This window comes from Streptomyces sp. NPDC087215 (assembly GCF_044744885.1).
Lineage (GTDB): Bacteria > Actinomycetota > Actinomycetes > Streptomycetales > Streptomycetaceae > Streptomyces.
Window position 1 is genome coordinate 800,259 of the sequence record NZ_JBIUZD010000001.1, and the last position, 12,705, is coordinate 812,963.

Below are 12,705 nucleotides of genomic sequence, written 5' to 3' on the forward strand. Positions count from 1 at the left end.
GGATCACCCTCCATGGGGGACGTTCGTGCTGGTGGTGGTCCCGGAGCCCGAGCGGAGTGCGCCGCCCGGGTTCCGGTGTCCCTGAGGATGCCGGGCGGCGCGGGGCGGGTCGATTACGTGGGAGGTAATGCGGTTTCCGGCCGGGCCGTTCAGTACGCGGCCGGGCGGTGGCCGATGTGCGCGCGGAGCCGGGCGGTGTCGGCGGCGGTCCAGCCGGGGGGCGGGAGGACGGCGGCCCAGCCGTCGACGGAGCCCGCGCCGTAGCGGTGTCCGTGCGGGGCGTCGACCCCGTACGAGACGGCCATGTCGACGGAGGTCTGCCAGAAGGTGACGAAGGGGAACCAGCGGATCTCGGGGGTGATGTCGGGGCCGAGGGGCGGCCGGAGCCAGTCGGGGCGGCTCAGCAGGAGGTCGGGCGACCACCAGACGACGGGGTCGGAGGCGTTCTGGAGGTAGACGGCCCGGGGCTGTTCCCAGCGTGCGTCGGGGCGGGCGAGGTCGGTCTCGGGGAACTGGGCGAAGCGGATGTGGCGCCCGTCCCGGTACTGGGGGCGCCAGACGGGGCTGCCCGGGTCGCGGTCGCGGCGGATCTCCCGGGAGATCGGGGAGAAGTTCGGGGTGCCCAGGAGGAGGGCTCCGTCAGTGGAGGCGAGGAGGTCGTCGGCGCTGTCGAAGGAGGCTTCGACGGCGTAGGCGCCGAGGCTCTCGCCGGTGACGACGAGGCGGGGCCGGTGGTCTGCGGGGAGCGCGTCGAGCCGGGCGCGCACGGCGTCGAGGAGGGCGCGGGTGGCCTGGCCCGCCTTCTCCTTGTCGACGAGGAAGGAGACCCAGCTGGGCAGGTACGAGTACTGGACGGCGACGATCGCGGTGTCGCCGCCGTACATGTACTCCAGGGATTCGGCGACGTTCGGGTCGACCCAGCCGGTGCCGGTGGTGCCCGCGACGGCGAGGACCGCGCGGTCGAAGGCTCCGGTGCGTTCGAGTTCGCGGACGGCGAGCCGCGCCTGCGCCGCGAACGGGCGGTCGTCCTCGAAGGCGGCGGGCAGCGCGGAGGGCACGTAGACCCGGACGGGGTCGCGGGCGGGCCGTCCGGTCCAGGCGGTGAGGTCGTCCCGGGTGGGGACGGAGCCGGTGAAGTTACGGCCCTGGTAGCCGAGGTCCGCCCAGCGGAGGAGGGAGCCCGGCCCGCCGGAGACATGGTGGGAGCGGGGGCGGTGGACGCCGTCCTTGGTGTCGCCGTTGGTGGCGGCGGAGACGCGGTCGGCGATGTCGACGACCCCCCGGTCGAAGACGACGTCGCGGACGCCGACGAGGACCAGGAGGGTGGAGACGAGCGCGCCGACGCCGAAGGCCACGGGCCGGGGCAGGAGCCTGCCGAGCTGCCGTATGAGGGTGGCGGCGGCGAGCCGGACGGAGCGGGCGACGAGGAGTGCGAGGAGGAGCAGGCCGAGCGCGATGAGCGCGATCATCGGGGTGTGCCAGGTGAGGGCGGGCGGAAGGCCCTGGAGGGCCCGGAGCTGGCGCTGCATCCGGGCGCTCTCGGAGATGAGCCAGACCGTGAGCACCGGGCTGAGCAGCCAGTACGCCTGCCAGCAGCGGGCCCGGAACCGTTCGGGTGGCCGTCGGGACACCAGGGCCCTGACGAGCCAGGCGAGGGCGGAGCCCAGGGCGTATCCGATGGTGGCGGTGATGCCGCCGACGAGGCCCTGGAGGTACCAGGGGCGGGGCACCAGGGAGGGGGTCAGGCTCGACCAGAGGAAGACCGTGGCGAAGCAGAGCGCGATCAGGTCGGGCCAGCGGCGGACGCGGTACGAGGGGTCGGGGCGGTCCAGGTAGGGGTGGCGGGCGAAGGCGAGGAGCCGGTCGGCGGCGCGGCGCGGGAGCGCGGGGCGGGGCCCGTCCGGTGGGGTGCCGGGCGGGCCGGAGGCGGGTCCGGCGGACCGATCGGGGCTGGTGTTCCGGTCGGTCGAGGTCATCGGAACAGCCTCGTACGTCCGTCCACCGGTACGCAAATCGGATTTCACCGGGCCCGCGTCGGTCGGTGCGGGGGCGGCCGGGCGCCCCCGCGGGTCAGCGGGTGGGATCGTCCCGGTGTGTGGACGGCTCGGGCGCGGGGGCGGGCTCCGGGGCCGGGGCGGCGGGTTCGGGCGCCAGACGGGCGGCGCGCTGGGAGCGGGAGGCCTCGGCGCGGAGCAGTGCCTGGAGGACGGCGAAGGGGTCGACGGGCATGACGGAGCTCCTTGTGGTGCGGGGGGATGATGGGGATGCCGCTGGAGACCGGGTCTCTCAGCAGCGCATCACCACGCACCGGAACGCTCCGCCGCGCGGGCCGGGTACGGGGGCGGGGGCCGGGGCCCGGTGGGACCGCCGTCCGCCGTGGTGCGGGAGCGGGGGCCGGCCGGAGCGCAGGCCCGTCGTGTGCCGTCGCGGGCGCGGGGGCAGCCCGGTCGCCGGGGCGGCGGGTTCGTAGCTCTCGGTTCCCGGGTCGGGCGCCGGTGCGGCGGACGCGGGGCGGGCCTCGGCGCCTCCGATGGACGTGGCGGCTCCGGTGCCGAGGAGCGCGGCGAGGACGAGGAGCAGTGCGATCCAGCGGTGCCCGCGGCGGTGCGCCGGACGTGTCCGGAGGCCCGCCGGGGTGGCGGGCGCGGCGGGCGGTCCGGACGCGGGGCTCATGGAGATGCGTATTGCCCCGTGGGGGCGGCGGGCCGACGTCCGGGACCGCAGATCCGCCCGGTCGGGCTACACCCAGGGCACCGAATTCACCCGATCCGGTGATCCGGGGGGTCGAACCCGTGTAGCCGGGCGACACCGGGCGGGTGTCCGTCCAGCCCCTCTCGCACCAGCCCCTCTCGGACCGGGGCCGCACCGCCGGGCCCGCGCCGCACCGACCGACACCGCCACCGGGGCCGTGTTCCGGGCGTCAGGTGCGCTCCGCCGAGGACGCCGCCGCCCGGTGTCTGCGGGCCGACATCCAGGCGTACACCGGGACGCCCGCGAAGAGGAACAGGACGCCCTGGTAGACGGCGGCGTGGCCGGAGCCCGCGACCAGCCAGAGGGAGAAGCCGAAGGCGGTGAGGGCGAGGAGGGTGTCGCGGACGAGGCGGGCGCGGTTCACCCGGTCGGGGCGGCCGGAGAGCAGGAAGTAGAGCTGCGCGGCGGCGGAGAGCAGATACGGGACGGTCGCGGTGAAGGTGGTGACGAGGACGAGGGTCTCGAAGACGCGCGGGTTGCCCGAGGTGTAGTTGTAGACGGTCAGCAGTGAGGCGAGGACGACGGTGACGGCGACGCCGACCGTGGGCACTCCGCGCCGCTTGCGGGTGAAGGCCTTCGGGAAGAGCCCGTCGCGGGCGGCGGCGTACGGGGTCTGGGCGCTGAGCAGGGTCCAGCCGTTGAGCGCGCCGAGCATGGAGACGAGGGCCATGCAGGCGACGGCCGTACCGCCCCAGGAGCCGCCGAACATCAGGTCGACCGAGTCCGTGAAGGGGGCGGTGGAGGAGACGAGCCGCTCGTGCGGGACGGTGCCGAAGACGGACAGGGTGGTGAGGAGGTAGAGCAGCGCGGCGGCGAGGGTGCCGAGGACGGTGGCGCGTCCGACGTTCCGGCGCGGGTCGCGGACCTCGCCCGCGCTGACGGCGGCGGACTCCACGCCGAGGTAGCTGAAGAGCAGGATCGCGGCGGAGGCGGAGACCGCGCCGAGGGCGCTGCCGCCCTCCGCGTGGAAGGGGCCGAGGTTGGCGCTGTCGAAGGCGAAGAGGCCGCCGACGGCGACGAGGAGCAGCGCCACGAACTTGAGGACCGTGGCGACGACCTGCACGGTGCCGACGTAGCGGGTGCCCGCGAGGTTGGCGAGGGCGGGGATCCACTGGATGAGCAGCGCGGCGGCGATGGTGGCGGTGATCGAGCCGTGCACGGGCAGCAGTACGTCGAGGTAGCCGACGGCGGCGACGGCGAGGGCCGCGTTGGAGACCCAGGTGGTGATCCAGTACGACCAGGCGGTGAGGAATCCGGCGAAGTCGCCGAAGGCCTCGCGGGCGTAGACGTAGGGTCCGCCGGTCTTCGGGTGGCGGTGGGCGAGACGGCCGAAGACCAGGGCGAGGGCGATGGCGCCGAGGGTGAGGACGCCGAAGGCGACGAGGCTGATCGTGCCGTAGCGGGCGACGGAGGCGGGCAGCAGGAAGATGCCGCCGCCGATGATGTTGCCCATGACCAGGGCGGTGGCGACGGGAAGTCCGAAGCGCCGGGCGTGCCGGGAGTCGCCTTCTTCGGTGCCGGGGGCGCCGGCTGCCGCGGGGTCCGCCGGTCCGCTCCGGGGTGGCGTGGTGGCCGTGCTCATCGGGTGGTGCGCCTTCCGTCGTACATTCCGGGCCATCGTCCGGTAGCGGCGAAGAGGCATCCAAATCAGCGCTTTTTGTCCTGTGTGACCGGCCGCTCAACCGGAAGAAGTGATTCCGATCCGTCCGTGGACGGCGGATTCTCCACCGGCACCTGCGGGCCCTCGCACTCCCTCAGCCAGCGCCGCAGCACCCGGTGCACCTGCTCGGCACCGGCCAGCTCCTCCCCCGGACCCACCGGCGCCGACAGCTCCGGCGGCGACAGGAGGAACGGCCGCGTCTGCTCGCCGCCGAGCCCGCCGTGCGAACCGATCTGCTCCTCGAAGGCGTGCACCGCCCCCGTCACCGGGTCGTGCATCGAGTTCACCATCACGTCCGCGACGTGCGGGAAGCCGTCGGTCCGCCGCACCGCGTCCGCCGCACCCGGTCCGAAGACGGCCAGCGGCCCGGTGTCGTCGAGCTCCGCGACCGGCACCTCCGTGCCGTCCCCCGCCAGCACCACCGAACCGTGCTCGGCGCTCGCCACCAGCACGAAACCGATGCCCGGATGGTGCGCGAGGGTCCGCAGCAGCGCCGGGTGGCGCCGCTCGATCTCCTCCCGGGTCATCCGGTGCGGCACGTCGGGGAAGGAGATCAGCCCGAGGTTCCCCGAGGCCAGGACCACCGGCTCCGAGGGCCGGGCGGGCAGTTCCCGCGCCGACTCCCCCGTCTCGTCCACCGGCCGGTGCAGCGCGAGCCGCAGCGCGTCCCTGGCCGCGTCCCGCGCCTCCGAGCCGCTGCGGGTCCTGCGCACCCGGCGCGGCACGGGCAGCCCGCACCCGGCGCGCACCAGGTCCTTCAGCGTCAGCCCGTACGCCCCCTCGAAGGTCTCCCCCGGGCTCTGCCCGTGGTCGGAGAGGAGCACGATCCGGTACGGGCGCGGGGCGTGCTCGGCGACCGTGACGATCAGTCCGACCGAGCGGTCGAGACGGCGGAGCACCTGGTCGGTGTCCCGGCCGTGCGGACCCGAGTGGTGCGCCACCTCGTCGTAGGCCACCAGATCGGCGTAGACGGCGGTCCGCCCGGCGAGCATGTCCCCCATCACCGCGGAGACCACCACGTCCCGTTCCAGGACCGTCGCGAAGGCGCGCACGAAGGGGTAGGTGCCGCCGCGCGAGACCCTCGGGGTGTCGCGGCGCAGCAGCGCCCGGGTCGACTGGACCGTCTCGCGCAGGCATTCGGTGACGAACGACCCGGCGGTGCGGACGGCGTTCGCGGGGTCGGAGAAGTACGCGAAGTAGCCCGCGCGCGAACGGTTGCGGGGGCCGCGACGCCCCGCCATCGACAGGACGAGCGCGAGCTGGTCGGCCCCGCCGCTGAACAGGTTGCCCCGGGACGCCCCGTCGAAGGTGAGGAGCCCGCCGTCCCCGGTGCGGCGCACGGCCCGGCGCTGGAGCTCGACGGCGGAGGAGGGCCGGTTCGACACCATCAGGCGGCCGGTGTCCTTCTCGTACCAGCGGAAGGCGGGCACGTCCTCGTTGGAGCCGTGCAGGATGCCGAGCTGGCTGGCGCCGGTCTGGCTCGACCAGTCGGTGCGCCAGGGGGTGAGCCGGTGTCCGGCGTCGAGGAGTCCCGCGACGGTCGGCATCAGACCGTCGTCGACGGCCCGGCGCAGGACGCGGTGGCCGACGCCGTCGAGCTGGAGGAAGACCGTGCCGGGGGTGTGCTCCGGCGCGTCCCCCGGCGCGCGGGGACGGGTGCGGCCGGTCAGCCGGTAGAGGCGGCGCCGGTAGGCGTCGTCGTCGCGGACGGCGAGGGCGGTGGAGGTGGCGGAGGCCACGGCGGACATGGCGGCGGCGACCACGACGGCCGTCTCGGGGTCGGCGGCGCCCCGCCCGTCGGGGATCAGCCAGAGCGCGACGAGCAGCAGCGAACCGTTCAGGAAGAAGACGAGGAGGCCGAGGACGAGCGCCGGGACGAGCAGCAGCGCCCGGACGAGCAGCGGCCACACGAGCGCGCCGAGCAGCCCGAACGCACCGGCCGCCGAGGCGGCGGTGAGCGCCGTCCGGGTGAGGCTGTCGCCGTCGGCGGACTGGAGCTGGAAGTCCGGGAGGACCCCGGCGAGCACGAGCATCGTGAGCGTGGACACCGCCCAGACGACGACCACCCGCGCCAGCGCGCGGCCCGCGGCCCGCCAGCGGTCGGCGCCGCCCCATCGCCCGTCACCCACGCCGGCCTCGCCTTTCGCCCGTTACCTGCCCCAAGCGTGGCACAACGCCCACGGGCGACGGCGGAAAGAGAGCACCGGCGGGGCGTCTGGTGTGTCAGGTCGGGCCCGGTCAGACGCCGTCGTACCCGGCCGTCGGCATGGAGAGCCGCCGGTGCACCCCGGCCTTCGCCGCAGCGTCGTAGGCCGGTTCGTCCAGCGAGACGGTCTCCACGCGCACGCCCCTGCGCTCGCACTCGGCACGGAATCCGGGCACGGAGGTCACCGCGCGGGCGAGGACCCGCTCGCTGGCCGCGACGAAGAGGTCGACCGCGCCCGCCTCCACGTCCGCCCACAGCGCCGCGTGGTCGGGCCGGATGCCGTAGAACAGCAGCTGGCGGGCGACCACGTACCCCTTGTCGTGCGCCCAGCGGGCACACACCGCGTGCTGGCCGCGCGTGTCGACAAGGAAGGGCTCGCTGTCCAGTTCTTCGAGCGGGGTGAGACTGGCGATCGCCGCCACCCGAACGTCGTCCATGGCCCGACCCTACTGCGGTCCGGGACGGTCGAACATCCTCCGGCGCCCTCCCCGGACATTTACCCTCGTTACGGAGGTACGGAACGGCGCCGGACATCGTGAACGGCGGCCCGGCCCCCGGAGGACGGAAGGCGGCATGTCGGTGGAGGTCACCTGGTGGGGTCACGCGACCTGCACGGTCGAGGACTCCGGGGTCCGTTTCCTCACCGATCCGCTGTTCGCGCGGCGGCTCGCCCATCTGCGGCGGCGGCGCGGGGCCGCGCCGCCGCCCGAGGCGACCCGCGCCGAAGCCGTCCTCGTCTCGCACCTGCACGCCGACCACCTGCACCTGCCGTCGCTGGCCCGGCTCGCGCCCGGCACCCTGCTGATCGTGCCGCGCGGCGCCCCGGACGCCGTGCCGGGACTGCGCAGGCTCGACGGGCACGGGCTGCGGCTCGCCGAGGTGGGGCCGGGCGACACCGTGACGGTGGAGGGGGTGACGGTACGGGCGGTGCCCGCGCGCCACGACGGGCGGCGGCTGCCGGTGGGACCGCACCGCACGCCCGCGCTCGGATACGTCGTCGAGGGCGAGGCCCGGACGTACTTCGCCGGGGACACCGGGCTCTTCGACGGCATGGCCGAGGCGGTCGGACCGGTGGACGTGGCCCTGCTTCCGGTCGGCGGCTGGGGCCCGTACCTGGGGCACGGGCATCTGGACGCGGGCCGTGCCGCGCAGGCGCTGGCGGCGCTGTCCCCGGCGGCGGCGGTGCCGGTGCACTACGGCACGTACTGGCCGATCGGTCTGGAGGGGGTGCGGCCGCACGAGTTCCACTCGCCGGGCGACGAGTTCGTCCGGCACGCGGCACGGCTCGCGCCCGGGGTGGCGGTCCATCTGCTCGGCCACGGCGAGCGGGTACGGCCGGAGGTCGCCCGGTGATCGACGGGTTCACCCGGATCGCGGCGGTCGTACGGGAGCTGCCGCCGGAGTCGACCCAGCAGGCGGCGGGGTATCCCTCGCTGTTCCTGCTGGTGGCGCTCGGCGCACTGGTCCCGGTCGTGCCGACGGGCGCCCTGGTGAGTTCGGCGGCGGTGGTGGCCTTCCACCAGAGTTCGCCGTTCTCCCTGCTCTTCGTCTTCCTCGTGTCCGCCTTCGCCGCCTTCCTCGGCGACACGGCCCTGTACTGGCTCGGACAGCGCGGGGTCCGCTCCCGCAACGGCTCGCGCTGGCTGGAGGCCCTGCGCGGCCGGGTGACGCCGGAGCGGCTCGTCCACGCGCAGGAGCGGCTGGAGACCCATCAGGTGTCCGTCCTGGTCCTGTCCCGGCTCGTACCGGCCGGGCGCATCCCCGTCATGCTGGCCTGTCTGCTGTCGGAGATGCCGCTGCGGCGCTTCGTGCGCGGGGACGTGGCCGCGTGTCTGGCGTGGGCGGCGACGTACCAGCTGATCGGCATCCTGGGCGGTTCGCTCTTCCCCGAGCCGTGGCAGGGGGTCGTCGCGGCGGTGGGCCTGACGCTGCTGATCAGCGCGGGGCCCGCGCTGTGGCGGCGGGTGCGGCGGCCGAAGGGCGGGGCGGGCGATCCGGGCGGGGACGCGGGCGGGGCGCCGGGGGCGGGGGCTTCAGGGAGCGAGCACCCGTGAGCCGCCGACCGGCAGGTCCCACAGGTCCTCGCGGGGCAGCCCGGCCTTCTCCCAGGCGGCCCTGACCCGGGCGAGCGGTTCGAGGACGGGCTCGCACGACAGCACGAAGGTGGCCCAGTGCATCGGGGCCATCCGGCGGGCGCCCAGGTCCTGATGGGCGCGGACCGCCTCCTCGGGGTCGGTGTGGACGTCGCTGAGCCACCAGCGGGGGTCGTAGGCCCCGATCGGGAGCAGCGCCAGCTCGATGCCGGGGTAGCGGCCGCCGATCTCGGCGAACCAGTGGCCGTAGCCGGTGTCCCCGGCGAAGTGGACCCGGCGGCCCGCTCCGTCGGTGAGCACCCAGCCGCCCCACAGGGAGCGGCAGGTGTCCAGGAGGGTGCGCTTGGACCAGTGGTGGGCGGGGACGAAGTCGAAGCGGACGCCGTCGAGTTCGGCCGCCTCCCACCAGTCGAGTTCGGTGACCCGGGTGAACCGGCGGCGGACGAACCAGCGGCCGAGTCCGGCGGGGACGAACAGCGGGGTGTCGCGGGGCAGCCGTTTGAGGGTCGGCGCGTCGAGGTGGTCGAAGTGGTTGTGGCTGATGACCACGGCGTCGACGGGCGGCAGGTCCTCCCAGCGGACGCCGACCGGGGTGAGCCGGGCGGGGGTGCCGAAGATGCGGCGGGACCAGACGGGGTCGGTGAGGACGGTGAGTCCGCCGACGCGCAGCACCCAGCTCGCGTGGCCCGCCCAGGTGACGGCGAGGGTGTCGGGACCGGCGAGCGGCAGCGGGCCCGGCTCGAAGGGGAGCAGGGGGATGTCCCTGAGCCCTTCGGCGGGGGGCCGCACCGCCCCCTCCCTGGCGAGCCGGGCCAGGGCCCGGACGCCGGGGAGGGGGGCGGTGAGCCGGTCGGCGAAGCTGCGGGGCCAGTCCGCCCGGAGCCGTCCCAGGGGCTGGAGACCGGCCCCGGTGTCCGGACCGGGGCGGTGCGGGGTCCGGGGGGCCCGTGCGGGGTCGGCCGTGCGTTCGGTCATCTGCGGGCTCCGTTCCGCGCGGGAGGGAGGGGGCGGGTGCTCGGGGGGTGCGACCACCGGGCGTACGGGGCCGGTCGTCGCCGGGGTACGGGCCGGGCCCGTACGGGCGGCGGGCGGGGCGGGGCCGGGAGTACGGGTCCCGGCGGGGCGCCGGGCGTACGGCCACGCGGGCGGCCGGGGCCGGGGAGGGTGGCGGGCGGGGCGGGGCGGGGCGGGCGCCGGGGCCGTAGCGGCGGCCCCGGCCTGGGCGGGGACGGTGAGGGCGGGGACGGTGAGTGCGGTGGTTCCAGCCGTCGGGGCGACGCCGGACGTACGGGTCCGGCGGAGGGGTGCGGGCGGGGTGTCCGTGGGGCGGGTCATCCGAGCTCCTCCAGGGCCGCGCCGAACTCCGCCAGTCTCCGGGCGACGTGCGGGAGGTTCACCGGCTCGTCCGCCGTGAGCGTCTCGGAGCGCTCCTCCGCCGTCGCTCCCAGGAACATGCCGGTGCCGAACCGGACGCGCAGGGCGCCGAGTTCGTCGCCGAGGCGCTGGCCGCCGGTGGCGGGGGCCCCGAGCCGGGCGGTGAGGTGGTCCTCCAGTTCCAGCGAGTCGGTGACGCCCCGGTCCGCGAGCCCGGCCCGCAGCGGCCCGAGGTCGGCGTAGAGGTGACGGCCTGCCCTCGGGGGCCGGGCGAGGGCTCCCGCCGCGAGGACGGCGCGGTGCGCGGCGGCAGCGAGGCTCCCGTGGATCGCGGCGGCCCTGCGGGCCCGTACGGTCACGTCCTCGGGCTCGTCGAGGGCGTGCGCGGCGGCGGGGGCCACGGGCCCGGGGACGACGGCGCCGAGGACGGTGAGGACGTCCAGGACGCGGGCCCTGTGGTCGCTCCAGCGGTCGGCGCGGGCCGGGCCCGCGGGCGGGAAGCGGGCGACGCCGCAGGGCCAGGCGGCGGGGGTGAGCGCGCCCGCGAGATCGCTGAGGACGGTGACCTCGCCGGGGCACATCTCGGCCGGGCTGAGGAACACGTCGTCCCCGGGGTGGTGGAGGGTGTCGCGCCAGGTCTCGTCGCTGATGACGTGGAGGCCCTCGGCGACGGCGGCCTCGCACGCCTCGCGGACGGTCTCGGGCGGGGCGACGGTGCCGGTGGGGTCGTCGGCGGCGGAGAGCAGCAGGACGCGCGGTGTGCCGCCCTCCGCCCGGACCCGCCGGACGGTCTCCAGGAGGGCGTACGGATCGGGGACGCCGCCGCACTCGGCGGGCGTCGGCACGTGGTAGGCGGGGCGGCAGAGGAGACGGGCCTGCGGGGTCCACCAGGCGGGGCAGGGCCGGGGCAGCAGCAGGTCACCGCCGTGCGCGGCGAGCAGGGCGAGCAGCAGGGCGGGGGCGCCGGGGGCGGCCACCACGTCCTCGGGGTGGGTGCGCAGGCCCCGGCGCCACCAGTAGCCGGAGGCGGCCTCGCGCAGGACGGGTCCGCCGCCGGGGGGCTCGGGCGCGGTGCGGTCCGCGGCGGCGGCGAGGAGACCGGCGAGTCCCGGCAGGACGGGCAGTCCGGTGTCGGGGCCGGGAGGGCCGTGGCGCACCGGGCCGCGACCGTCCGGAGCCGTCTCCCTCATGTCCCGTACCTCCTGGGCGCACGGGGGCGCCGGGACGGCACCCTTGTGCCCTTTATACGAAGGTTCTTCCGTTCTCGCCGTTCCGGGGGGCGCATCGGGCGACGGGCGGGCGGCGCCCGGAGGAACGGTCCGGGGGTGCGGTCGGGGTGCGGTCCCGGGCGGTCCGGGCGGGTCAGGCGACGGTGACCGGGTGCCGGACGACCGCGTTGAAGAGGTATCCCTGGGTGTTGTGGACGGCCCGCTCGGGCTGGGTGTTGCCCGCGGTGTCGGTGGTGCGGGAGAGCAGGGTGACGGGCCCGGTGCGGTGCGGGCGCCAGGGCGCCGACCAACGGACCCAGCCGCCGCGCCGGGGGGTGTCGAGGAGCCGGGCGGGCCGCCAGCGGGCGCCGCCGTCGGTGGAGACCTCGACGGACCGGACGGGGGCCAGCGCGGACCAGGCGCGGCCGGTGAGCCGATGCGTCCGACCGGCCTCCAGGGTGGCGCCGAAGGGCAGTTGGAAGGCGGACTTGAGGGTCTGACGGCCGATGGGCTCACTGCCGCCCTCCGGGTGGGCGGGGCCGAACAGCCGGTACCAGTCGGTGGACCAGGGCGAGGTCAGCGGGCGGGTGGACACCTCGATGTCACCGAGCCACTTGATCGAGGCGATGCCGACCCAGGAGGGCACGACGAGCCGGACGGGGTACCCGTGGTCGTACGGGAGGGGCTCGCCGTTCATCTCGTACGCGAGGATCACGTCGTCGAAGGCCTTGGCGACCGGCAGCGGGCGGCGGACCCGGCCGTGGTCGACGCCGCCGGAGACGTACGGGGCGTCGAGACCGCGCGGCTGGAGGGCGACGGCGTCGCGGGCGATCCCGGCGCGGTGGAGCACGTCGGAGAGGCGGACACCGCGCCAGCGGGCGGCCCCGACGGCGCCGAGGGTCCAGGAGGTGCCGGTGACCGGCTCGCCCTGCTGGCTGGTGTAGAGGCTGCGGCCGTTCCCGGCGCATTCGATCAGGGCCGTACGGGTGACGGAGGGCAGGTCGCGGAGCTGTCCGTAGGTGAAGTGGACCGGGCCGCGGCCGCGCAGTCCGTCGCCCCAGAGGGTGAGGCGCCAGTCGGCGGCGTCCAGGACCGGGGTGGTGGTGTGGTTGCGGACGAAGAAGCGGTCGTTGGGAGTGAGGAGCCCGGTGTCGCCGAAGGCGTCGAACCGCGCCTCGGCGTTGGTGCCCCGGACGGTGAAGTGCTCGGCCGGGAGCGCCTTGACGATGCCGGGGACGGTGACGCCGGGCGCGGTGGGCGCGGGGCCGGTGGTCGCGCCGGACGCGGCGCGGGCGGGAGCCGTGGCGAGTCCACCGAGCGCGGAGGCCGCCGGACCGGCCGCGAGCAGGGTGAGCAGGGTGCGGCGGGCGGGCGGGTGCGGCACGGGACTCCTCGGCACGGGAAGCGACGGCC

At 76.0% G+C, this 12,705-nt stretch carries 11 protein-coding genes; 2 read left to right on the forward strand and 9 right to left on the reverse strand.

The genetic code is table 11. The features are described from left to right. Positions 1-149: 149 nt before the first annotated feature. From ACIO92_RS03450 to ACIO92_RS03475, 6 genes are all read right to left on the reverse strand, one after another. A complete protein-coding gene (locus ACIO92_RS03450) occupies positions 150-1,976 on the reverse strand; it encodes an alpha/beta-hydrolase family protein (protein ID WP_366442824.1) in 1,827 nt (608 codons plus the stop codon). 94 nt (positions 1,977-2,070) lie between these two features. Then, positions 2,071-2,229, reverse strand: a complete 159-nt coding sequence (locus ACIO92_RS03455; protein ID WP_366442823.1) for a hypothetical protein — start codon at positions 2,227-2,229, stop codon at positions 2,071-2,073. A gap of 57 nt (positions 2,230-2,286) precedes the next feature. Continuing rightward, a complete protein-coding gene (locus ACIO92_RS03460) occupies positions 2,287-2,673 on the reverse strand; it encodes a hypothetical protein (protein WP_402281001.1) in 387 nt (128 codons plus the stop codon). A gap of 247 nt (positions 2,674-2,920) precedes the next feature. Further along, positions 2,921-4,333 (reverse strand): amino acid permease, encoded by a 1,413-nt coding sequence (locus ACIO92_RS03465; RefSeq protein WP_402280999.1) that lies wholly within the window; start codon positions 4,331-4,333, stop codon positions 2,921-2,923. 65 nt (positions 4,334-4,398) lie between these two features. Further along, on the reverse strand, positions 4,399-6,540 hold the full coding sequence (locus tag ACIO92_RS03470; RefSeq protein ID WP_402058540.1) for a phage holin family protein: 2,142 nt from the start codon (positions 6,538-6,540) through the stop codon (positions 4,399-4,401). Between the two features lie 109 nt (positions 6,541-6,649). Then, the gene (locus tag ACIO92_RS03475) at positions 6,650-7,054 is read right to left on the reverse strand and encodes a hypothetical protein (protein WP_366442819.1); all 405 of its coding nucleotides are present in this window, start codon (positions 7,052-7,054) and stop codon (positions 6,650-6,652) included. Positions 7,055-7,190: 136 nt separating this feature from the next. Here ACIO92_RS03475 and ACIO92_RS03480 point away from each other — a divergent pair, with 136 nt between their 5' ends. Continuing rightward, positions 7,191-7,970 (forward strand): MBL fold metallo-hydrolase, encoded by a 780-nt coding sequence (locus tag ACIO92_RS03480; protein WP_366442818.1) that lies wholly within the window; start codon positions 7,191-7,193, stop codon positions 7,968-7,970. Further along, positions 7,967-8,671 (forward strand): DedA family protein, encoded by a 705-nt coding sequence (locus tag ACIO92_RS03485; RefSeq protein WP_401237428.1) that lies wholly within the window; start codon positions 7,967-7,969, stop codon positions 8,669-8,671. Before ACIO92_RS03480 ends, ACIO92_RS03485 begins: the two co-directional genes overlap by 4 nt. Here ACIO92_RS03485 and ACIO92_RS03490 read toward each other — a convergent pair. From ACIO92_RS03490 to ACIO92_RS03500, 3 genes are all read right to left on the reverse strand, one after another. Then, complete coding sequence (locus ACIO92_RS03490; protein WP_366442816.1) at positions 8,651-9,685, reverse strand: MBL fold metallo-hydrolase; 1,035 nt, start codon at positions 9,683-9,685, stop codon at positions 8,651-8,653. The two genes, ACIO92_RS03485 and ACIO92_RS03490, sit on opposite strands and share 21 nt — an antisense overlap. Before the next feature lie 356 nt (positions 9,686-10,041). After that, the gene (locus tag ACIO92_RS03495; protein ID WP_366442815.1) at positions 10,042-11,274 is read right to left on the reverse strand and encodes an aminotransferase class I/II-fold pyridoxal phosphate-dependent enzyme; all 1,233 of its coding nucleotides are present in this window, start codon (positions 11,272-11,274) and stop codon (positions 10,042-10,044) included. A gap of 172 nt (positions 11,275-11,446) precedes the next feature. Beyond that, entirely contained in the window at positions 11,447-12,676 is a 1,230-nt protein-coding gene (locus ACIO92_RS03500) for a sulfite oxidase (RefSeq protein WP_402280996.1), read from the reverse strand. Positions 12,677-12,705: the final 29 nt, after the last annotated feature.